Here is a 21,415-nt window from a genome sequence, read left to right as displayed (position 1 = left end):
TTTTGATATCTACTGTGAGTCTATTATGCGCTGTTAGGAAGCCTGTGGCGCATAGGCAATGGCTTTTGACTTAGTACTTGCTCTGGCATGCTCTGCCACACGTTATCAGGAAGCGCAGGTACTTCTGCCTTGTGCTGTGATATAGCGAAATACCCCATTGCAACGCGTAAACGCTTAAGTGCTTTACACTCATTCACTTCCTGGTCAATGACACACACGCCCCACTTACGCATGGCTATGCCTAGTTTATCGCTGCTTGTTAAGCGGATAACCGGCGCCGCTAACACCATGCCTACTAATACGGGTAACAACCACATAAATAGCGACGGGGTGAAGTAGAAAGTAGTTACGCCCCACGCTACCGCTAAACAGCTCATAATTTGCGTGTGTTTAATTGCAACTTTCCATGGCACTTTGCGCCCTTCACGCTCTTGCGCTTCCCATTTAACAGAGTGGCCAACAAAAACGCTAATCACAAAATAACTGTGATAGAACATCATTAGCGGCGCAATAAGCACGGCCATAGTTAATTCAATTGCTGCCCCTTTAAGCAAAGACCACGCGCCACCAAATTCGCCACGACGTTTTATTAAAGCTAAAGTAATACCGAGAAGTTTAGGCAAGAATAATAAGGCCGCCGTACCCCACATGGTTACCATCATCATGTCTTGGCGCGCTACCTGCCAGCTAGGGAACAGCTGGTATTCAGACACGAAGAATTCTGGCACTGACGTGGCGCGAATTAACGCATCTGCTGTACCTAGCGCCAACATGCAAAATAGTATGAGTGAAGAGATGTACGCAAACGCACCAAATAAGAAGTGCAGGCGGTTTGCCATTTTAAGACCTTTAACGTTCAATAACCCTAAATGCTGTATGTTGCCCTGCACCCAACGACGGTCGCGAATCGCGTAGTCAACAATGTTACTTGGCACTTCTTCATAGCTGCCCGTGGTGTCGGTAAGCAAGTAGGCCTGCCAGCCAGCACGGCGCAGTAGCGCAGCCTCAACAAAGTCATGACTTAAAATTTCACCACCAAAAGGCGCGCGTCCTTCGAGGGTAGGTAGCCCGCAATGCTGCATAAATGGTGCAATACGAATAATGGCATTGTGCCCCCAATAGTTTGCACTGTCTGTTTGCCAAAACGATAGACCTGTCGCCAACATTGGGCTGTAAAGGTGAGCAGCAAACTGCACAAAACGACCAAAGAAGGTGTTTTGACGTACCGGCATTGGAATGGTCTGCACTAACGCCGTATCAGGGTTTTGCTCAATACGACGCGCCAAGTCTTGCATGCGCTCACCGCTCATCACGCTATCAGCATCTAACACAATCATTGACTCGTAATTTGCACCCCAGCGTTCACAAAACTCTTTAAGGTTGCCCACTTTTCTGTGCAGGTTTTGTTCGCGACGACGATAAAACACTTGACTAGAGAACGCACCTAAACGCTTTTTCAAACGGGTAAAGGCACGTAGCTCTGCATCCGCTTTTTCCATATCGCGGGTGTCGCTGAGCATGAAAAAGTCGAATTTAGAACTGTTGTCACTTTCCATTAATTCGCGAATACAAGCTTCAAACCCCACCATAATACGGCGGGTATCTTCGTTATAAACCGGCATGACGACAGCGTGCTTTTGCGTTAATGACACAGAAGTATCAGGAGGCGTTTGATTTCTGCGCAAGCTCAACGGGTCGATGTTAAAAAGCTGTAGAAAGAAACCGATAATGCCCGTCCAAAACGCCATACACAACCAGGCGAATAGGGTTAGCCCCAACCCCAACTGTGCAATCTCTAGGTTGGTAAGGCCGTTAGGTAAAAAGATTTCGTACAAACTCCAACCGGCCAGTGCCGTGCTTGGAATAACTAGCATTGCCATGATAAACAAACGCATATGCTCTCCTTTTAAGATGAAATGTGAAGCACGTGCAGTGCCATCACTTTTAACCTGAGGCACGGCTTTAGCCTCGTCCGATACCGCTGCGCAAGCGCGATTACTTTGGTTGGTAGACATAATTCCAAACCTCACTCACACGTTTACCGTCTTTCTCAATGTAAGCGCGCATATCTACCGTCTGCTTCTCTTTCGGCTTAACAAAGAAGGTGGCCCGCCACTCTTGTCCGTCAGCTACGGGGTAAAGTCGCTGCTGAGAGATCGTGCCGTTGGTACCCTGTACCACCAGCTTCATCGACGCGTCATCAAAAGCAACGGCAGAAGGCGCGCTAAAGTCCACGCTGAACTGTCGTGTCGTATTTAGACTGTCGTTTTTAAACTCGTCACCCGGCAACACAGCCTTGCCTTGGCGGCTACGTACTACTGAGGCCAGTTCACTGACAAACGGATTTTGTTCTACGGTTTTAAGCTCGTAAGCGAAATACAGTGATTCGCCCGAATTGAATGGCTTTTCAGGCGTCCAAAATGCCACGATATTGTCGTGAATTTCGGATTTAGTCGGAATTTCGACGACTTCTAATCGGCCTTTCTCAAAACCAGCTTCTGGCGTCACCCATAGCCCTGGGCGTATATGGTAATTGGCCTCTGCGTCGAGGTAATTATCCCATTCGCCGTCGCGTTGAAGCATGCCGAATCCTTTAGGATTTGCGTCGCTAAGTGACGTGACTTGAAGGCGTGCAGGGTTAGTCAGCGGGCGCCAAATTTCTTCACCAGCGTGAGTTACCATGAGTACACCGTCACTATCATGCACCTCTGGACGATAGTCGTCATGACGCTTTTCTGTGTTCTCGCCATACAAGAACATACTGGTAAACGGTGCAATGCCTAGCTTGCTCACGTCATCTCTGGCAAATAACCAACTCTCTACCTTAACGCTGGTATCAATATCAGGCTGTATAACAAATTTATACGCGCCCGCTACAGAAGGGCTTTCAAGACGCGCATAAACAGTAATAGGCTTACCTTCACTCGGTTCTATGACCCAGAACTCAGTGAAGTGGGGGAACTCTTCGCCTTTGGCTAGCGCCGTATCAATCGCAAGACCTCGTGCAGAGATACCGTACACTTGATTTTTACCTACAAGACGGAAGTACGATGCCCCCAAAAATACAGCAAATTCGTCTTTGTACTCTTCGTTCTTGATAGGGTAGTGAACGCGAAATCCAGCAAACCCTGACTTTTCGTCCGTTAGCCCAGCTAACCCCGACGCAGACCCGTCGTAGTTGAACATGTCACTGTTGAACGCTAGGCGTTCAGGCTTATTGCTTTCACCAATAGTGTGGATAGTGACGGGGTATTCATATAAAAAACCCGGGTGAAAAAACTGCAGTTCGTAGTCATTCTCGCCATGCCAAAGACTCTGCTCGGGCTTGAAGCGAATTGAACGATACGTGGTGTAGTCAATTTCTTTAAGCTTGCTGTTTAACCCGTGATCGTCCTGCTCGTAGCTCTCTGTCGCTGACTGGCGTGCAGCATCAATAATTGACTGAAGAACCGGCGATGCTTTTTGAGGCTGATTATCGTTGTTAACCTCAACTGCACCGGCTTGATGAAACGCAAATAATGCGATGACACTGCTCATCGCTAAAAGAAGGTGTGACAGCTTATTGCGCTGACGCACATTCGTTTGTAAATCTTTACCGAAAATCGAAACTGGCTTAGCCATTTGTCCTCTCCTTATGAAAGCAATGGTTATCCAGATGACCATCAATAACTCGTTACACGCCTTACTTACTGAAAAGCGTCTTTTACAAAAACGGTATTGATTGAAGCCACGCGAGAAAGGCGCTCTCTTCCTTTCTTTATCCACTAATATCGTGAAAAACCGAATTCCTTGCCGAAGGGCTAAAGTGAATGTTGGATAACACACAGAGACTTGAGCAAAAGCTGTTCCAACACGAAATAGTCGCCGTTATTTTTTATATTTCTCATAATTTACAATGCCTTACAAACACACGCATTGTGGATTATTGGAGAACACTGGCTTGTAAAAATGTCCGATGAGTTAGACAAAAGGATAACTGTTGTTTTTTAGAGACAGTTTTGTGTGCCAACGTTTTACTAGGAATACATCAAACTTTGATTTTGAACATTTCAAATGTGTAGCCTCTAAAAAGCCAGACGTATTTTATCTATAAATATTAGCGACATAGATAAATTAAGACATAACAAAGTAGTGATTTAGTACGAAGTTGGCAAACGCTTTGCTATTCATCATGTTGATAAATAAATCGGACACTATTTCTTAACGGAAATAACAAAGATGGCATGAAGACAAGTACGGCTTTGTGTTCATCAACCAAGTAGCCTTTTGTAGCGCGCTGTTAAGCGCTGACTTGCAATTGGGTTTGCACATTTACAGCAAATCGAGAACATTCGCGATGAACAAGGTGGGTTACTTAACATACTAAGGAGTTATCACATGCGTAAATCATTCACACTTATTGCAGCAGCACTAACTGCGGCAACACTTCCTCTTACAGCTATGGCCGACAAGCCTGACTGGCGTTACGTAGAAGGTGGTTACACCAAAATGGACTTTGACGACAATGAGTCTTTTGAACCAGACGGTTTAACCGTTAACGGTAAATACCTATTGAACAGCAACTGGTACCTAAACGGCGAGTATAGCTTCTTTGAAGAGGGCAACTTTGACTTTGATATGCTGACACTAGGTGCGGGTTACCGTTTACCTGTTAACGCGACAACAGACGCGTATTTTGGTGCCAACTTAGAGCGTATTGACGGTGACGTAAACGACGAAACAGGTTACAGCATTAATGCTGGCCTTCGCTCGATGATCACAGAGCAGGTAGAGCTGGCGGGTGAAGTTGGCTACTACGATGTAGACGATGGTGAAGCGATATTTAGAGTAGGCGCTAACTATTACATCACGCCACAATGGGCTGTGGGTGCAAACTACAGAATCATTGATGATTTAGACATTATGCAGGTAACTGCACGGTACGCGTTTTAAGCCTTCCTCTCCTCAGGTAGGTAGCCGGGTTGCTCGACCCGGCTTTTTTGTGTCTATTGTTCTTCAGATTCGCTTGGCTCAATATCTTCTTTTCTTTTGATATCTACACTTTCATGAAGCTCTGAATAGATCAGCACCGCCTCACCCGACTTGAGTCTGTTTAACACTTGCTGCACTTTCACATCTAGCGCAACTTCTTCAGCGCCGTAGTCCGTGCCCTCTCGCAGAACAAAAGACTCAGCCAAGCTATAAAGCGTATCGGCTTCTAGCGCGTCAATGGGGATTATCATTCACACTCCTGATAAAAAGCGTTTGGGTAAATTATTAGGACATCAACATTAGCGGCTGACGTAACGACACGTAGTATTTACAGGTAAGGCTTCACTTACAAAACGTTTCACCCGTTCGTGCAGCCATACTTTAGGATTTAATATAGAACCCTGCATGAACCCAACGTGACCGCCTCGTTCACTTAGCTCCACGGTAACGTTGCGCGCAAGCTCTTCTTCCTTAGGCACAATTAAGTGATTCATAAAGGGGTCATCAATGCTATGCAATACCAGTGTAGGACAGTGGATCGCGCTTAAAAAGTGATACGCACTACACTTTTCATAGTAGTCTTGAGCGTCTGCAAAGCCGTGAAGCGGCGCTGTGATCTTCTCGTCGAATTGGGTAAAGCTGGTGATCTCTTCCACATCAGTTTTTGTTAGCTGTATAAGCTTGCGATAATCGATGTACTCCATCTTCTTACGCAGCGTATCCTTCATGCTAGTAAGTAAATACTTTTGATATACGCGAGAAAAACCCTGGTTAATTGATTTAGCGCATTCAGAAAGTTTAAGAGGTGAAGAAATGGCAATCGCTGCCTTAAGCCACTTTTGCGCAGGGTTTTCGCCCAACAGTTTCAATAGCATGTTGCCGCCAAGGGAAAAGCCGATGGCCACTTTAGGAATTCGTGGAAATTTATCGTGAAGCCACTCTAAGAAAAAGCTGGGGTCTTCTGTTTCTCCACTGTGATACGCCCGCGCTTTTAAATTTGGCACGCCGCTACAGCCGCGATAGTGCATCATCACCACCTGCCAACCATTCACTGACAATTGAGCCATCATATCGTTCGCGTAATGCGACTTAATGCTGCCTTCTAAACCATGAAACATCACCACGATACCCGATGTTTCCTGCGGTTTTGGCCCCCACGCCACATCGACGAAGTCGTCATCGGGTAATGTGAGACGCTCCATGTCGTAAGACAAAGGCAACCGCTTTTGAATAAAACGCGGCCATATGGTTTGCACATGACGGTTCTTCGCCCACCCTGGCACCTTAAAGCTGCTTTTTATTATCTTTCCATGCGATAGCGCTGATTTACTCATTTTGTTTTCTTATTGTGTTTTTACGATAGTTGGTTAACCACTAGGCTCACTAGTTGGCGCGCCTCGTTGTTGTCTCGCAGTCCGTATGCATTTATAAACGCTGCGATGGACGCGTTAAATACGTTAGACGATACAGATTGCCCTTGACCCAGATGCGTGACTGGCTGCTCATTGAACGACGCAACAATATCGTGCTGCTGCTGCCTTTCAAGCTCTAGTTCTTGTGCTTTGAGTGCGTCATATTCTGCTTGGTCTCCGCCTTTTTCGGGGCTCGCAGCCTTTCGCCTTGCACGGTGATACTGTAACTTTTCTTCGGTCGCATTTGATGCCGCAATCACTGCTTTAAGCTGTGGCAAATTAATGATGACATTATTCTCTAAACACCAGCAAATCAGCAAGAGAACGTTTACATTAACCTTGTGGTTGTCTTGCAGTAAAAGCGCAAGGGGAGCCATATCACCTTTGGTATAGCGAGAAACGCTATACTCCCAAAACGCGCGGTTTTCGATATTAGGCGTTGGCATTGTCATACTCTTCTCGTTTTAGCTCAATTTGCTCTTGGGCATCTAGCCATGCCATCTCTTCTTCTTCAAGCTGTTGCTTAAGTTGAGTTTGCTTGTCGAGTAGGCCCATAAGCTGCGCCTTTTTGTCTTCGCTGTAAAGCGAAGTATCGGCAAGTGACGCTTCCACCTCAGCCAAAGCAGCACCACATTTTTCCATGGCTTTTTCGTGTTTTTCAATGGCTTTTTTAAGTGGCGCAACCCTTTGCCTAAACTCGGCTTCACGGCGTTTTTCTTCTTTACGATCTAATTTGCGTTCCGGCTTACTCTGCGCGCCAGCCTCTTGTTGCTCTTCGTTTTTGGCGTCGCTGTTGGCCTTGGCTTTTTCCGCTGCCTGCTGTTTTAAAATCCAGTCGCGATAGTCATCCAAGTCGCCTTTAAATGGTTCAACTTCGCCACTGTCTACCAAATAGAAATCTTCACATACCGAGGAGAGTAAGAAGCGGTCGTGCGAGACCAGTACCATGGCGCCTTCAAAACCTTGAAGCGCGATATTTAGCGCATGGCGCATTTCCAAATCTAAGTGGTTGGTAGGCTCATCCAGCAGCAATAAGTTAGGCTTCTGATAAACAATTAACGCCAATACTAAGCGCGCCTTTTCACCGCCCGACATAGGTGCCACAGGCGCTAACGCTTCATCGCCATTAAATCCAAATCCGCCCAGATAGTCGCGAAGTTGCTGCTCGGTGGCTTTTTCGTCAATGCGTTGCAAATGAAGAAGCGGAGTAGCGTTAGCATCTAATGTTTCTAACTGATGCTGAGCAAAGTAACCAATCTTAAGGCCTTTAGCCGTATTAAAAATACCTTGTTTTGGCGCATGCACACCCGCCAATAGTTTGATTAGCGTAGACTTACCCTGCCCGTTTCGACCTAGAAGACCTATTCTGCTGCCAGGTACTAAATTGAGTTTCACCTGTTGCAGCACAATATGGTCGTCGTAACCCAGCTGTATCTTTTCCATTTGCACAAGCGGGTTTGGCAGTGCCGACGGCGGCGCAAAAGAAAAGCTAAATGGGCTTGCCATATGGGCTGGCAACAAGGTTTCCATTTTCTCCAACTGCTTAATACGACTTTGCGCTTGCTTAGCTTTACTCGCTTTAGCTTTAAATCGGGTAATAAACGAATTGAGGTGCGCTACTTTTTGCTGCTGCTTTTCATATTCAATGTTTTGCAAGCGAATACGTTCAGCGCGCTGGGTTTCGTAAGACGAGTAGTTACCGGTGTAGGTGATAAGCTTCTGTTGTTCAACACTGATAATTTGCGCAACCGTGTTGTCGATAAAAGCTTTATCGTGAGAAATCAGCAATAGCGTTCCCGCATAGCGTTGAAGCCATTTCTCTAGCCAAATAACGGCGTCTAAGTCTAAGTGGTTAGTAGGTTCATCAAGCAGCAGTAAGTCTGAAGGACAAAGCAGTGCTTGAGCTAGGTTTAGGCGCATACGCCAGCCACCTGAAAAATCGCTAACTGGTGCGCTTAACTGCACATTGGTAAACCCAAGACCCGACAGAATGGTCGCTGCGCGAGCTTCCACGTCGTATGCTCCCGCTTGCTCGAGCTGCCCGTGAATTTGGCCAATCTTTACACCGTCGCCGCTTTTTTCAGCGGCTTCTAATTGCGCCTGTAGATTACGTAAATGTTTGTCACCGTCCACCACATAGTCTATCGCAGTTCGGTCAGTTGCTGGCGTTTCCTGTGCCACGCTTACAATTCGCCAGTCATTCGGTACGCTGCAGTCGCCAGCATCGACACTTAACTCACTTCTCAGCAGTGCAAAAAGCGTGGACTTTCCGCAGCCGTTGCTGCCAATCAGCGCTACTTTGTGGCCTGGAAAAACCTGCGCCGACGCCTCTTCTAGCAACATTTTGCGACCGCGAAGTAGCGATACATTTGAAAGCTTTATCATGAGTAACCTGTGATGGAACAAACTAGGGCGCGTATAATATCAAAAACTTAAGGTAAAAGCTGATCAACACTTACCATTTCAAGGTATAATAATCGCGAAATTCTCCAAAGGTGTATGTATGTCAAAACGTGTAAAACGCCGCTTTGTTGCAGGGGCTACGTGCCCAAAATGCCAAGAGCTAGATACGATTTCGTTATATTTTGAAAATAACGTAGAAAAGTTGGAGTGCGTTGCGTGTGGATACAATGAAGCGCAAACTGATGAAAAGGTGAGTGCCGCCACACGCGCAAACGAAAATGTGATTGGCATCTTTAAACCGCACTAACATTCCTACCCACGTCTCAGTAAATCTTACCGTTAAGCCTGTGTAACACCTTACAACGCTGTGCTCAGGCTTTTTGCAAACGTCTCTTCATGCCACGCCAACGCTGGGTATCCTCGTTACCTAACGAAAGAGGTCGCTCAGGCATAATTTTTGTATTTCCTTCGCAAAGGAGTGAAATATGAAACATGCTAAAAAACGTGTCTGCTATGTCCTTATAGCCTTGTTGCTTACGCTTATTGCCATAAGACTTTACTTGCCTTACGCCGCAGCGTCATACATCAACACGACGCTGAGTCAGTCAAAAGCGTATAACGGCCGCGTGGGCGATGTAGATTTAATGCTATGGCGCGGCGCATACAGTTTAGAACATGTTTTGCTTTATAAGGCGAACGGGCAAGTAGATAGACCGCTATTTAAAGCTGACTATGTGGAGTTTACGCTTTCATGGTCACAGCTTTTCAAAGGTGCAGCGGTGGGAAAAGTCATTGTTAATTCCCCCGAGATTAATTTTGTAGACGGCAACACGGAGGAGAGAAGCCAGTCTGGTAAGGATGAAAACTGGTTATCTATCGCCGACCAACTCTTCCCGTTACGCATCGACAAGCTAACTATTAACCAAGGAAAAGTCGCTTTCCACAACCCCGATACTTCTCCGGCTATCGACATTGCGCTTCATGATATTCAGCTTGAAGTGAATAACTTGGTGAATAGCGATAACTTGTCAGACTCACGTGTAGCCACGGCCAAAGCGCAAGGACAAACGGCACAGCAGGGCACGATATCCTTAAACGCTAAACTCAACCCCGCAACAACAGCCCCCACATTTGACGTTGATATTCAAGCTGACAACGTTGGACTAGTGAACTTTAAGAACCTGCTTGATACCTACGCACCGTTTGATCTGGAAGCCGGCACCCTCACACTTGCGGCTGAAGTGGCGTCTAATGAAGGGAAAGTAAAAGGCTATATCAAACCCATTTTGCATAATGTGGAGGTATTTTCTTGGAAGGGTGACATTGAACGTGACGGCGATGGTTTTATTGAAGGCAGTATCGAAGCCATTTCCGCGTTTGTCACCGAACTGTTTGAAAATCAAAGCGAAGACCAAATTGCCACACGCATTCCTGTTGAAGGCGATTTATCAAGCCCTGACACCCAAACATGGGAGGCATTTACCGCGATTTTAAAAAATGCATTTATCGAAGCTTTTAACGGCGATGTGGAGAAAAGTATAGAGTTGGATAGACTCGAGCTGGATAAGTTGAAAGCGCCGGAAGGCTCTGAAAATTAAGAGCCCTCGCCGCTGAGCGCGCTTAAATAGTACAGCTATCGCCACAGTCGTTGGCGCCGTCGCGCATACCTTCAATCTCTTGACTCTCTTGCTTGTCTTTTTCAGCCTGTTTCTCTGCTACTGACTGCTCAACAGAGTCAAAATCGATGCTATCAAACGCATCCATATCAAAATCGCTCATAACTCACTCTCTTAAATAGTAAAAAAGGCTTCTTTTTGCTGAAGCCTTTGTATCGGGGCGCAAGTGTAATTCAAATGTATATCCTGGCTAAATGAAGACTTCGCCTAACTCATAACAAGATGAACTAGCGTGATGTTTTTTCAACACTACTGCACATCAACGAAGCGCCTTTGATGTCTTCACAGGCCTCTTCCCACGATGAGCGCCCCGCAATAAGTGTCATCGCCAATGGACGTGATCCAAATGAATACCGCGCTGCAATTATTAGTGCGCTTCAATTATTCTAGTAATGCGGAGGCGGGGTTTCTTCTGACTGCTTAGCAATATTAGACGGCTCGATAGACTTAACGCGGTCAACGACATGGCGTACTTTAAAGGCTAAATCGTCAAGCTGCTTTTGTTGCGAAGACAGCGCATCGTTTAGCGCCTCAATGGTGTGCTCCTGAAACGCAACTTTAGTTTGAAGCTCTTCGATATAGCTATTCGCGCTATCTATTTGCTGTTGTAGATGCTCAGCGCTTTTCTCTGTCATGTAAATTCTCTATCTCTCTCGTTGCCATTCTTCGGCAAGGCCACTACTGCTTATGGACAATATATTATCATTGGGGAGGAAGGCGACGCCATACACAACTGCGGTTGGTGGTGAAACTGACTCTCGTGATGCAACCTGTATGGACTGCACTTGCTCGCCAGTTTTCAAATCCCACAGGTATACTTTTCTGGCGGGAGAGCCTGTTAGTAAAAACTGACCATCTTTGGAAAACTCAACGTCTGTGAAGATTTTCTGACGCGCTGCATATTTGAGGGATGCCACAGGCTGCCCGGTTTGCACATTCCACACTTGCGACTTGCTCTGGCTGTCCGCAGTAAAAGCAAAGCGGCCTTCATCATCAAGCGCTACTTTTGTTACTCGCGTGGGGTGGGTGAATGTATGAATTATTTGCCCAGTGTCAGTGCTCCATAAATACGCTATGTAATCGTTGCCCCCCGTCAATGCGAACTTACCGTTAGGGGAAATATCAATGGAGTTAACCTTTTCTTGATGCCCTAAAAACTCCAGTCGACGCGAAGTACGAGGTTCAAAGTACATAACTTTGCCATTTGAGCGCGCCACCAATATGCCGTTACCATTATTGGTAACCACCACATCTCTAATTGATGACTCGTCAATGCGCCAAAAACCTTCAGGCTCGCCGGTCTCCAGACTCCATAAGGCAAACGCCTCTCGGTCAGCGGTCACAACATAGCTTTTGTCGGCGCTAATGTGCACTGACATGACCAGGTTGTCACCTTCACCTTGGTGGCTCCAGTGATAAAGGGGATCACTTTGTCCAATTCGCCATACGTTTACCCCATTATTCACGCCAGAAACCACCGCTAACGTGCCGTCGGTAGAAATATCTGCGGCATAGGCGCCTTCTTCTACATGACGCCACTGCTGTATTGGCGTAGTATCAGGGACAGAGCATCCCATGGAATTACCTATAAGTACGATGAGTAACGCTATTCTATGGAACATTTGAGGCCTAAACATAATCAAATGGGTTTCGCTTTGTAAACGCTAGGTTTAACATAGCATGGATCACGCATCTTTAACTATCGTGCACACTGCCTTGGATGCAGCAGTATAGACATAGACGCATGATGATAAAAATTTATGGAGACGTTTTTATGCAGAAGTCGCTCGTTGCCTTATCTACTATCGCTGCGCTAGGCCTTTTCGCTTGCCAGCCAAATACATCTGATGAGGCCGCTTCTACAAGCGCTGATAGTGCAAAAACAACTTCTGTTTCAGCAGAAGAAATGACAGATACGCAAAAGCAAGCTTACGCCATGGGCGCAAGCATGGGTTTGTTCGTTAGCAACCGTGCCGAACAACAAGAGCAACTGGGTTTAACATTAGACCAAGATGCGCTACAACAAGGCTTTAAAGACGGTCTAAACGACACCCTTAAGTTTACGCCAGAGCAGATTCAGCAAATCGCTCAACAAGGCGAAGAAGTACTTCGCGCTAAGCAGCAAGAAATGGCGGAACAAGCCGCTGAAAAAAATATTGAAGCAGGCCTAGCTTACCTAGAAGAAAACGGTAAGAAAGAAGGCGTGGTAACTACCGAGTCTGGTCTTCAGTACGAAGTACTTGAAGAAGGCGAGGGTGCAAGCCCAGAAGCGACTGACATGGTTAAAGTTCACTACCGTGGCACCTTGCTAGATGGCACAGAGTTCGACTCATCTTACAAGCGTGGCGAGCCAGCAGAGTTTCCACTTAATCGCGTTATTTCTGGTTGGACTGAAGGCGTTCAATTGATGAAAGAAGGCGCAAAGTATCGCTTCCATATCCCATCTGAACTTGCTTATGGTGCGCGTTCTACTGGCGCAATCACGCCAAACTCGACGCTTATCTTTGACGTTGAGTTGCTAGAAGTGGTCAAGCCTGAAGCAGAAGCGCCAACGGAATAAGTTAGTGCTTTAAGAAAAAGAGAAAGCCGACGCATAGCGTCGGCTTTTTTGTTTTAGTGAGTCAGCGTGATCCTTGCTTACCTTTTCCCTACGAGCCAGTGGGTTTTCACCACGCGCGTACCCAAATAGTAAAGTGGGTTATTCAATATGCTTGGTGCCTCGAATTACACTGATAAGCTTAGTCTAAATCGACCAAATTTCACGGTCTATTCCAAGCCTTTTTGGAACAATTTCGCCTTAAAACTTGGTGCTTAAAACAAAAGGTTTTAACGCTGAGGGGCGCGCCGTCTTTCTGTGTGTACCTTAAACGTAGCAAAATGATTTAACAGAGACTGACCCACCTTATACATAGCACAACCTAAAATAAGATATATCACGGTTTGCATACTATTTAAGCGAACAACGATATCAAGCAAGGCATACAACAATAACAGCGCGCCACTTAAAAACAGCATAAAACCGATGATAGTACCGCTGGTTTGGAACGGATCGTTCCCCGACCTTCGACGGTTCAACATTGGTATCCTGTTACGCATTCATTTCCCCTAATGGTTTGACTATTATTTATACTACGACACTAAACGAAAGGTTTATGTTCAATAATTATTCAATCTGGCTCTTTTGTCACTTTTTGACGTACAGAAAGATTGCGTTTTGCCTTATTACCCACATAAAGTAGGGGTAATTAGCTGGATTATTTATAGGACATTGTGAAAACACCGCTTATCACTCGAAAGGGCTACTTAAAGCTTAAACAAGAACTGGATTTCTTGTGGCGTGAAGAACGACCTGAAATTACTCGCAAGGTAACCTGGGCAGCGAGCCTTGGTGACAGAAGCGAGAATGCCGACTACCAGTACAATAAGAAGAAGTTACGGGAAATTGATCGCCGCGTACGCTACCTTCGCAAGTGCTTGGAAAACCTAAAGGTTGTGGACTACGATTCACAGCAAGAGGGTAAGGTCTTCTTTGGTGCCTGGGTTGAAATTGAAAACGAAGCGGGCAAGGTGATGGAACTTAGGCTCGTGGGCTACGACGAAATTTTCGGCCGAAAGGATTACATTTCTATCGACTCTCCGATGGCGCGAGCGCTGCTTGGCAAAGAAGAAGACGATGAGTTTGTTGTAAAAACCGAAACGGGCACGAAAGAGTGGTGGATAAACCGTATTTGGTACGACGCAACAGACAAACTGTGAGCACTAATATGCCCTATTTAATCACCCATTTGTAACACAATGATCAGACGACTTCCCCTACACCGCGGTGATATACTCACCGCTCCTATTTTCACTACCGACGCTGTGTATATAAGCCTTTCACACACCGTTTATTCGCCATTGCCTGACGCGAATTTTTAGTATCTTAGAGCGACTTATGATTATCAATAAAATTGCAGATGAACTTAGCGTTCAACCTTCGCAAGTAACTGCCGCTGTTAAACTTCTTGATGAAGGGTCTACCGTACCTTTTATCGCGCGCTACCGAAAAGAAGTGACACAAGGCCTTGATGACACACAGCTGCGTACCTTGGAGCAGCGCTTAACCTACCTGCGAGAGCTTGAAGAGCGCCGCGATGTAATCCTTAAATCTATCGAGGAACAGGGCAAACTAACCGACGAGCTTAAAAGCAGTATCACCAGTGCTGACAGCAAAACTACCTTGGAAGATTTGTACTTACCGTACAAGCCTCGCCGACGCACTAAAGGCCAAATAGCGATTGAAGCAGGCCTTGAACCTCTCGCTGATACCTTATTCTCTACCCCAGATACCGATGCTGAAAGTGCAGCAAGCGAATACGTTAACGCAGATAGTGGCATTGCTGATACTAAAGCAGCATTAGAAGGCGCCCGCTATATCTTAATGGAGCGCTTCGCCGAAGACGCTACACTGCTGGCAAAAGTGCGCAAGTACTTAACTGAAAATGCTTATGTAAAAAGCACGGTTGTATCAGGTAAAGAGCAAGAAGCCGCCAAATATAAAGACTATTTCGAACACAGTGAAAAGTACAAAAACGTACCATCTCACCGCGCGCTGGCGATGTTTAGAGGCCGCAACGAAGGCATGCTACACATTCAGCTAGATGCAGACCCGCAGTCAGAAGACAACGGCCCATCGCATTGCGAACATATTATTGCCAGCCATTACGATATTATGCACCGCGGCCGTAGTGCAGATGACTTCTTAGCTCAAGTTGTACAGTGGACGTGGAAAATCAAAATTGGTTTACACATGGAAACTGAGCTATTCAGCGCCCTTCGTGAGCGCGCTGAAGAGGAAGCCATTGAGGTATTTGCTAAAAACTTAAACGACCTGTTGATGGCTGCACCTGCAGGTGCAAAAACCACTATGGGTTTAGATCCAGGTTTGAGAACCGGCGTTAAGGTAGCGGTCGTAGACAGCACAGGAAAAGTGGTCGCAACCAACACCATATTCCCGCATGCGCCACAAAACCAGTGGGATAAATCTATTCGCACGCTCACCACGTTGTGCAAGCAATACAAAGTAGATTTAATCAGCATTGGCAACGGTACTGGCTCGCGCGAAACCGACAAACTTGTTGGCGAAATGCTCAAGAACAACAGCGAGCTTACTGCACAAAAAATTATGGTCAGTGAAGCGGGTGCATCGGTGTATTCAGCCTCTGAGCTTGCTTCAAAAGAATTGCCTGACCTTGACGTGTCAATCCGCGGCGCAGTGTCTATCGCTCGACGCTTGCAAGACCCGCTGGCAGAGCTGGTTAAAATTGAGCCTAAAGCTATTGGTGTAGGCCAATATCAGCATGACGTAAGCCAAAGCCAGTTAGGCAAGTCGCTAGACCGTGTTATTGAAGACTGTGTAAACGCCGTTGGCGTTGACTTAAACACTGCATCGCCCGCGCTTTTGAGCTATGTATCGGGCTTAAATAAAACCCTAGCGCATAACATTGTTAATTTCAGAGACATCAATGGTGCTTTCCCAGACCGTAAAGCGCTATTGAAAGTCGAACGTTTAGGGCCTAAAGCCTTTGAGCAAGCGGCAGGCTTCCTTCGCATTGTAAACGGCACAAACCCACTTGATGCCTCTGCGGTTCACCCCGAAGCGTACCCAGTGGTAGATAAAATTGTAGATACGACCGCTGTTGCGGTTAATGACATCATCGGCAATACCGAGCTGCTAAAAAGCCTGTCGCCAGACACCTTTACCAGCGACGCATTCGGTTTGCCAACGGTTAAAGACATTCTAAAAGAGCTGGATAAACCAGGCCGCGATCCTCGTCCAGAGTTTAAAACTGCCGCGTTTAAAGAAGGCGTTGAAACCATTAACGATCTTAAACCAGGCATGATTTTAGAGGGTGTGGTTAGCAACGTAGCCAATTTTGGCGCGTTCGTTGATGTAGGCGTACATCAGGATGGACTGGTGCATATTTCAGCACTGACTAACAAGTTTATCTCAGACCCACGCGAGGTAGTTAAAGCAGGCGATATCGTCAAAGTAAAAGTGCTTGAAGTTGACGTACCTCGCAAGCGTATCTCCTTCACCATGCGCTTAGACGATACACCGAGTCAAAGCAATAATGCAGGCGGTAAACCAGCAGCAGGAAAACCACAAAGTAAAGGGGCTGGGCGTGCTAACGCAAAAGCAAACCCTCGTTCAAATCAGGGTGGCGGCAATCGCAACAGCCAGCCTCAAAACAGCGCCATGGGCAACGCCTTTGCTGATGCATTTGCTAAAGCAAAAAAGTAAACAGTAGCGAATTTACTGTTGCTTATAGAGGGCCTGTCACTGACAGGCCCTTTTTGTATCACGCTTCCATTTAGCCTGCCGTTTTTGCTACATTAGATTGTGGTACATTAGTTCGGGCGCATAGAAATTTTATGTGCCCAAAAACTCTTTAACCAAAAGCACCAAAATAGAGAATACCGAAATAATGAAGAGGTGTAGGTCACACCGAAACCGAAGTTCGTATATTGGTAGCGTTTAGCAAGGCCGTTGACATGCTTTTAGAGCCTTAACGTTTAACGAAGGTAATGTTGCTCATTTGACCACAGCCTTTTTCTAGGCAGCACTTTCGGACAACCATAATGAGCTAAGGGCCACTAACCTTTGGTGTACGAGCGTAATCATCCAACTGTACAGCAAAGATTATCTGCCCTCATCAAAGGATGATTTTATGAACTCGCCTGTCTCAAAAAACATGCTGAATGTCAGCGCCGATTACCCCGACCTTCGGGATCGTTATTACCAACCGAATCTTACTCCACTTAAGCCTTTTATCGACCCGCCAGGCAATTTGGTTATTTTAGACCAAGGTAAAGATGGAGCGTGTACCGGCTTTGCATTGGCCGCTACCATTAATTTCATTTACCGTCAGCAAGGCCGAAAACATACTGTTAGCCCGTGGATGCTTTATGCCATGGCTAAACGTCATGATGAGTGGTTAGGTGAAGCGTATGAAGGCTCTAGCTGCCGCGGTGCAATTAAGGGGTGGTACAACAGTGGCGTATGTAACGAGTCACTAACTGAAGATATTAAGCACAGCAACGAATTTGAAATGACCCTAGCTATTGCTAACAATGCAAGCAATCACAGGCTAGGTGCGTACTACCGTATTGAACGAGAAATTAGCGATTTTCATGCGGCGCTTAACGAAGTGGGCGTAATCTTTGTTTCTGCCAGAATTCATGAAGGCTGGAAAGATAGCGAAGGTGATGTAATAAGCCTAAGGCCTGAACCCATGGGTGGCCATGCGTTTGCCATTGTTGGCTATAACGATGAAGGGTTCTGGATCCAAAACTCCTGGGGGACGGATTGGAAGAAGTCAGGACTGGCACTTTGGCGTTACGATGACTGGGCGTTAAACGTTATGGATGCGTGGGTTGTTCAACTCGCACTTCCTATCTCCGGCACAGGAACTTACCATCAGGCTACGCGCTCTATTGCACAGGGTTTGTTTTCTCGCTCCACACCACGGGTGAGCATTCAAGATCACTTCGTTCATTTCGACGACGGACACTTTGATACCAAAAGTAAATATTGGAGCAATAAAAACCACGTCGATGCCATTATTGAAAAACTTTCCGAAAGTAACCATCGCCATGTAATGCTATATGCACACGGCGGCTTAAATAGCATAAAAGCTTCGGCTAAACGCATTGCTGCCATGAAAGACACCTTTCTTAAAAACGATATTTACCCAATTCACTTCATGTACGACACGGGTATGCTAGAAGAACTCAAAGATATTCTGGGCTTTAAGAATAAAGAGATTAGCAACAAAGTTGGAGCCTTCACTGACTACACTGACCGCATACTAGAATGGGCAACACGTAAAGTAGGCGGCGCACTGTGGCGAGAAATGAAATCAGACGCTTGCACGCCTTTTACCCGTACCACATCAGATGGTACGTATTTTCTAACGCAATTGGCCGCCTACTTGAAAGACAATTCAGATATTAAGCTGCATGTTGTAGGGCATTCTGCTGGCTCTATTTTTCATGCACACAGCCTATCTAGGCTGTGTAAAGTTGATGAAAACATAACGATTAAGAGTCTGCATTTACTGGCTCCAGCCATTAGCTACCCCTTGTTCAACGAAAAGCTCTCTGCGCTTATAGAAGGGAAACACATTGAATCGACCACGGTTTACAACTTATCTGAAGCGTTGGAAAAAGATGACCACGTGGCGCGTATTTACCAGAAGTCGTTGCTCTATTTAGTATCAAATGCGTTTGAATCCAAACCAGAGATGCCCTTGTTAGGTATGGCTGTGTTTAATCAGCCGCTGCCTAACGTGACGTTTAAGTACAGTGAGGGGAAAGTAGGTGATGCCACCGCCGCCACGTCCCATGGTGGCTTCGATAGCGACGTAGATACCATGAACTCGGTACTTTCAGACATCACTGGCGGCTCACCTAAATATCCGTTTACAAAGGCAATACTGGATTATTAGGGCCTGCTGGTTTGAAGGCAATGCAAGGGAAGTGAAAGTACTTTTTTCGCGATTTAGCCCTTAGCTATGACGGGCTAAATCGTTCGTGCAATGTTAAGCAGCTAGCGTTAATTGCACGTTATCATGCTTGAAGCGATAAACCTTCTCTAGAGGGGGTGTAAGCTTGCAAATAAGCATTTTGAATGCGGCCAATTCGTGTTTGCATCACATTAGACTCATATGCCTGAAAGCCTTGTGTGTCTGCTGATGAAGATTGATTATCTAACACCATATCCGCAATAGAATCGGTTGCGGTGCCTATATTTGTATCGGGCTGCACGGCTGCCCCAGTGTCTGCAACAATGCCATTGCTTTGTGCTGAGGTAGAACCTGCTGAAGCCGTTTCTGTTTGGCCTTTGGCAATCTCGCTACGGGCCTCTGTGGCTTTTTGAGAAGCCTCTGCAGCCACTTTTAAATCTTGTGATGAAGGTTCAGCTGGTGCGAGGGCGGCTGCGCGCACTTGCTCCATTTTTTTCAGCGTTTCTTCAGGCGTTTTTTCTTCTGAGACATCAATCGACACTTCGCCATCGGTCACATAGCGTTTATTGTCAGGGCCTGTAGTGTATTCATATTGCGGAGCACCGGCGTACTGACCGCCTGTTGAAGCATGCGCTTGCTCGTGAACCCTTACTTCCTGATCGCGGGCTTTTAACTGCTCAATTTCAGCAGCGTCTTGTTTCTCTTGCTGTTCTTGTTGCCTGTCTTGCGCGCCCTGCTTGCCTGCACTCTCATCTTGCGCATTATCTTTCTGTTGCCCAAATACGTTTTGAAAGGCAGCTTGAAGTTCTGTTTGTACCTGAGGGCGTTCGTAAGTAACCGGCGCTGGCGGCTGGCCGGGGCTCTTCGCTTTATCGGCTTCTGACCCCAAGCCTTTTTGAGAAGCCCCTTGCTGGGAATCTGACGCTTGGGGAATAGTTTCACGCTGCACGTTATCTCTACGTGCAGACTCTGTATTTATGTTCGCCGTGGGATAAGCAATGGCGTTAAGGATTGGTGTAACGATATTCACCGTAACTGTTCCACCTACGCAAGCACGTCTATGATGGTACCAAGCATCTCATCGGCAACACCTAATACTTTGGCAGAGACTTGGGCATTACGTTCGTTTACATTGAGCGCGATTAAGTCGTCAGTGAGACGCGTGGAGGTAGACGTTGAATTCGATGACGTGTTTATTGTGTCGGTATTGGTCGCAATAGGTTGAGCGGGTGCTACCGCATCCTCAGCAGTTCGCTGAGCAATATTTGATGCTGCCTGCGAAATTCCGTCGCTGGCATTTTGTAAACCATATTGAGCCGCTGCAAATGCAGAGCCTGCACCTAAACCATCAATACTTGTCATACACTACCCCTAACCTCTCATGTGCAATTATTAACCAATTTCACACAAATGGAAAGACATGTATTACACCCTGTCATTAACTTATTGTAAGCAGAAGATTTTTATTAGGCTGTCAAGGATAAGAAAAGCTTCAAACTATCGGCAAGCCGTGGTTTGAAGCTTCATGTCATCGCTTTATTAAGACGCCTTTTGCTGGTAAACGCCAGCGGCAAAGCGAAATAAAATGTCGGCAGTTTGCTGAGGATGTGAAATAAACGGCGCATGCGACGCATGAGGCAGAACAACGGTATCGGCCTGCGGATGTAGCTCACATATACGATCTATTCCGCTGGTCGGCACTAGACTATCTAACCTGCCATACAATCGTAACGTGGGTGTAGTTATTCGCCCCACGTCTTGACGCATGTCTTCAGTAGACAATATGCGTAAACCTTTCTTAAGCGCTTCCTCGGCGGGATCTGGGAATTGGGTTACCTGTTCTCTGATCGCCTTAATATCCTGCTTTGCCGTTTCGCTGCCCATCGCTTGAATTGCCAAAAAACGTTCCAGTGTTTTCTGATAGTTCTTTTCAAGCTGAGTCTCGAACATTGAAAGTAAATCGGCAGCAATACCCGGCCAACAAGGCCCTGCTATAAATCGAGGTGTTGAAGCAATCGTTACCAGTCCGGTAAGTTTTTCTGGTGCTAACAGCGCTAACTTTTGCGCAACTAGTCCACCTAATGACCACCCAACCAACACACACTGGTCTGGCAGTTGGTTCACAATGGATTGAGCCAATGTTTCCACGTTATACGGTGACGGGACGAACTCTGCATTTTCCCCAAACCCAGGAAGATCTATGGTGGTGACGCGAAAATTATCGCTTAAATAAGGAATAAAGGATGTGAACGCTCCGCTGTTCATACCCCAACCATGAAGAAATACCACATCTACGCCTGTACCCTGAGTACGGGTGACAAGCTCGCCGTTTGTATGCAAACTTTCCATTTACACCTCCTTAGGCAGTCACGTGTTTTTGAGGCAACACGAAATAATGAAAACAGGTCGACGTTCGACAATTCAAGGAAGTTGATGGAATCAACAC

20 protein-coding genes are annotated in these 21,415 nt (G+C 46.3%); 7 read left to right on the top strand and 13 right to left on the bottom strand.

All coding sequences use genetic code 11. The features are described 5' to 3' along the window. Positions 1-23 precede the first annotated feature (23 nt). Together mdoH and MHN09_RS02830 are read right to left on the bottom strand one after the other, a co-directional pair. Entirely contained in the window at positions 24-2,015 is a 1,992-nt protein-coding gene (gene mdoH / locus MHN09_RS02835) for a glucans biosynthesis glucosyltransferase MdoH (RefSeq protein WP_239239034.1), read from the bottom strand. Beyond that, complete coding sequence (locus tag MHN09_RS02830; protein ID WP_239239031.1) at positions 1,996-3,621, bottom strand: glucan biosynthesis protein G; 1,626 nt, start codon at positions 3,619-3,621, stop codon at positions 1,996-1,998. Before MHN09_RS02830 ends, mdoH begins: the two co-directional genes overlap by 20 nt. A gap of 756 nt (positions 3,622-4,377) precedes the next feature. On the opposite strand from MHN09_RS02830, the gene MHN09_RS02825 reads away from it, so the two are divergent. Then, entirely contained in the window at positions 4,378-4,932 is a 555-nt protein-coding gene (locus MHN09_RS02825) for an outer membrane beta-barrel protein (protein ID WP_239239028.1), read from the top strand. 53 nt (positions 4,933-4,985) lie between these two features. Here MHN09_RS02825 and MHN09_RS02820 read toward each other — a convergent pair whose 3' ends face one another. The 4 genes from MHN09_RS02820 to MHN09_RS02805 are packed head-to-tail and all read right to left on the bottom strand — an operon-like array spanning position 4,986 to position 8,768. Continuing rightward, complete coding sequence (locus tag MHN09_RS02820; RefSeq protein ID WP_239239025.1) at positions 4,986-5,222, bottom strand: YheU family protein; 237 nt, start codon at positions 5,220-5,222, stop codon at positions 4,986-4,988. Between the two features lie 48 nt (positions 5,223-5,270). Continuing rightward, positions 5,271-6,305: a hydrolase gene (locus tag MHN09_RS02815; protein WP_014951329.1), complete on the bottom strand. Its 1,035-nt coding sequence runs from the start codon at positions 6,303-6,305 to the stop codon at positions 5,271-5,273. Positions 6,306-6,325: 20 nt separating this feature from the next. Beyond that, the gene (locus MHN09_RS02810; protein ID WP_231513130.1) at positions 6,326-6,835 is read right to left on the bottom strand and encodes a TIGR02444 family protein; all 510 of its coding nucleotides are present in this window, start codon (positions 6,833-6,835) and stop codon (positions 6,326-6,328) included. Beyond that, a complete protein-coding gene (locus MHN09_RS02805) occupies positions 6,816-8,768 on the bottom strand; it encodes an ATP-binding cassette domain-containing protein (RefSeq protein ID WP_069945207.1) in 1,953 nt (650 codons plus the stop codon). The genes MHN09_RS02810 and MHN09_RS02805 overlap by 20 nt, the downstream gene beginning before the upstream one ends. Before the next feature lie 118 nt (positions 8,769-8,886). Between MHN09_RS02805 and MHN09_RS02800 the strand changes: the two genes are divergently transcribed. Together MHN09_RS02800 and MHN09_RS02795 are read left to right on the top strand one after the other, a co-directional pair. Further along, positions 8,887-9,093: a YheV family putative zinc ribbon protein gene (locus tag MHN09_RS02800; RefSeq protein WP_239239022.1), complete on the top strand. Its 207-nt coding sequence runs from the start codon at positions 8,887-8,889 to the stop codon at positions 9,091-9,093. 178 nt (positions 9,094-9,271) lie between these two features. Beyond that, positions 9,272-10,384, top strand: coding sequence for a DUF748 domain-containing protein (locus MHN09_RS02795; protein ID WP_239239019.1), 1,113 nt, complete (start codon positions 9,272-9,274; stop codon positions 10,382-10,384). 22 nt (positions 10,385-10,406) lie between these two features. Here MHN09_RS02795 and MHN09_RS02790 read toward each other — a convergent pair whose 3' ends face one another. The 3 genes from MHN09_RS02790 to MHN09_RS02780 all read right to left on the bottom strand — a co-directional run bounded on the left by MHN09_RS02790 (position 10,407) and on the right by MHN09_RS02780 (position 12,039). Continuing rightward, positions 10,407-10,565, bottom strand: a complete 159-nt coding sequence (locus MHN09_RS02790) for a hypothetical protein (protein ID WP_012520154.1) — start codon at positions 10,563-10,565, stop codon at positions 10,407-10,409. Between the two features lie 283 nt (positions 10,566-10,848). Further along, entirely contained in the window at positions 10,849-11,097 is a 249-nt protein-coding gene (locus tag MHN09_RS02785) for a SlyX family protein (RefSeq protein WP_156079025.1), read from the bottom strand. 9 nt (positions 11,098-11,106) lie between these two features. Beyond that, positions 11,107-12,039 carry a hypothetical protein gene (locus MHN09_RS02780; RefSeq protein ID WP_014951334.1) on the bottom strand — a complete coding sequence of 311 codons (933 nt, stop codon included), beginning with the start codon at positions 12,037-12,039 and terminating at the stop codon, positions 11,107-11,109. Positions 12,040-12,236: 197 nt separating this feature from the next. Here MHN09_RS02780 and fkpA point away from each other — a divergent pair, with 197 nt between their 5' ends. Then, complete coding sequence (fkpA, locus tag MHN09_RS02775; RefSeq protein ID WP_014951335.1) at positions 12,237-13,022, top strand: FKBP-type peptidyl-prolyl cis-trans isomerase; 786 nt, start codon at positions 12,237-12,239, stop codon at positions 13,020-13,022. 266 nt (positions 13,023-13,288) lie between these two features. Here fkpA and MHN09_RS02770 read toward each other — a convergent pair whose 3' ends face one another. Next, the gene (locus MHN09_RS02770; RefSeq protein ID WP_170826521.1) at positions 13,289-13,558 is read right to left on the bottom strand and encodes a hypothetical protein; all 270 of its coding nucleotides are present in this window, start codon (positions 13,556-13,558) and stop codon (positions 13,289-13,291) included. A 174-nt stretch (positions 13,559-13,732) separates the two neighbouring features. Here MHN09_RS02770 and greB point away from each other — a divergent pair, with 174 nt between their 5' ends. From greB to MHN09_RS02755, 3 genes are all read left to right on the top strand, one after another. Then, positions 13,733-14,218 carry a transcription elongation factor GreB gene (gene greB, locus MHN09_RS02765; RefSeq protein WP_014951337.1) on the top strand — a complete coding sequence of 162 codons (486 nt, stop codon included), beginning with the start codon at positions 13,733-13,735 and terminating at the stop codon, positions 14,216-14,218. 178 nt (positions 14,219-14,396) lie between these two features. Next, positions 14,397-16,745 (top strand): Tex family protein, encoded by a 2,349-nt coding sequence (locus tag MHN09_RS02760; protein ID WP_239239016.1) that lies wholly within the window; start codon positions 14,397-14,399, stop codon positions 16,743-16,745. 427 nt (positions 16,746-17,172) lie between these two features. Beyond that, a complete protein-coding gene (locus tag MHN09_RS02755; RefSeq protein ID WP_239239013.1) occupies positions 17,173-18,951 on the top strand; it encodes a C1 family peptidase in 1,779 nt (592 codons plus the stop codon). Positions 18,952-19,072: 121 nt separating this feature from the next. On the opposite strand, the gene MHN09_RS02750 is transcribed toward MHN09_RS02755, so the two are convergent. From MHN09_RS02750 to bioH, 3 genes are all read right to left on the bottom strand, one after another. Further along, complete coding sequence (locus MHN09_RS02750; RefSeq protein WP_239239010.1) at positions 19,073-19,999, bottom strand: putative metalloprotease CJM1_0395 family protein; 927 nt, start codon at positions 19,997-19,999, stop codon at positions 19,073-19,075. Positions 20,000-20,013: 14 nt separating this feature from the next. Then, positions 20,014-20,331 carry a hypothetical protein gene (locus tag MHN09_RS02745; RefSeq protein ID WP_239239007.1) on the bottom strand — a complete coding sequence of 106 codons (318 nt, stop codon included), beginning with the start codon at positions 20,329-20,331 and terminating at the stop codon, positions 20,014-20,016. Between the two features lie 177 nt (positions 20,332-20,508). Then, positions 20,509-21,318 carry a pimeloyl-ACP methyl ester esterase BioH gene (gene bioH, locus MHN09_RS02740; RefSeq protein WP_014980724.1) on the bottom strand — a complete coding sequence of 270 codons (810 nt, stop codon included), beginning with the start codon at positions 21,316-21,318 and terminating at the stop codon, positions 20,509-20,511. Between the last annotated feature and the right edge of the window lie 97 nt (positions 21,319-21,415).

Origin of the sequence: Alteromonas sp. MmMcT2-5, assembly GCF_022348315.1 — a bacterium.
GTDB classification, from domain to species: domain Bacteria; phylum Pseudomonadota; class Gammaproteobacteria; order Enterobacterales; family Alteromonadaceae; genus Alteromonas; species Alteromonas macleodii.
The sequence above is the reverse complement of the archived record's forward strand: the minus strand, read 5'-3'. Positions and strand labels throughout refer to the sequence as shown.

Coding starts and splice junctions, on each gene's coding strand:
- MHN09_RS02770 (WP_170826521.1), bottom strand. CDS start 13,558: ATGCGTAACAGGATACCAATGTTGAACCGTCGAAGGTCGGGGAACGAT.
- MHN09_RS02830 (WP_239239031.1), bottom strand. CDS start 3,621: ATGGCTAAGCCAGTTTCGATTTTCGGTAAAGATTTACAAACGAATGTG.
- fkpA (WP_014951335.1), top strand. CDS start 12,237: ATGCAGAAGTCGCTCGTTGCCTTATCTACTATCGCTGCGCTAGGCCTT.
- MHN09_RS02800 (WP_239239022.1), top strand. CDS start 8,887: ATGTCAAAACGTGTAAAACGCCGCTTTGTTGCAGGGGCTACGTGCCCA.
- MHN09_RS02805 (WP_069945207.1), bottom strand. CDS start 8,768: ATGATAAAGCTTTCAAATGTATCGCTACTTCGCGGTCGCAAAATGTTG.
- bioH (WP_014980724.1), bottom strand. CDS start 21,318: ATGGAAAGTTTGCATACAAACGGCGAGCTTGTCACCCGTACTCAGGGT.
- MHN09_RS02825 (WP_239239028.1), top strand. CDS start 4,378: ATGCGTAAATCATTCACACTTATTGCAGCAGCACTAACTGCGGCAACA.
- MHN09_RS02795 (WP_239239019.1), top strand. CDS start 9,272: ATGAAACATGCTAAAAAACGTGTCTGCTATGTCCTTATAGCCTTGTTG.
- MHN09_RS02790 (WP_012520154.1), bottom strand. CDS start 10,565: ATGAGCGATTTTGATATGGATGCGTTTGATAGCATCGATTTTGACTCT.
- MHN09_RS02810 (WP_231513130.1), bottom strand. CDS start 6,835: ATGACAATGCCAACGCCTAATATCGAAAACCGCGCGTTTTGGGAGTAT.
- MHN09_RS02820 (WP_239239025.1), bottom strand. CDS start 5,222: ATGATAATCCCCATTGACGCGCTAGAAGCCGATACGCTTTATAGCTTG.
- MHN09_RS02815 (WP_014951329.1), bottom strand. CDS start 6,305: ATGAGTAAATCAGCGCTATCGCATGGAAAGATAATAAAAAGCAGCTTT.
- MHN09_RS02780 (WP_014951334.1), bottom strand. CDS start 12,039: ATGGGATGCTCTGTCCCTGATACTACGCCAATACAGCAGTGGCGTCAT.
- MHN09_RS02755 (WP_239239013.1), top strand. CDS start 17,173: ATGAACTCGCCTGTCTCAAAAAACATGCTGAATGTCAGCGCCGATTAC.
- MHN09_RS02785 (WP_156079025.1), bottom strand. CDS start 11,097: ATGACAGAGAAAAGCGCTGAGCATCTACAACAGCAAATAGATAGCGCG.
- mdoH (WP_239239034.1), bottom strand. CDS start 2,015: ATGTCTACCAACCAAAGTAATCGCGCTTGCGCAGCGGTATCGGACGAG.
- MHN09_RS02760 (WP_239239016.1), top strand. CDS start 14,397: ATGATTATCAATAAAATTGCAGATGAACTTAGCGTTCAACCTTCGCAA.
- MHN09_RS02745 (WP_239239007.1), bottom strand. CDS start 20,331: ATGACAAGTATTGATGGTTTAGGTGCAGGCTCTGCATTTGCAGCGGCT.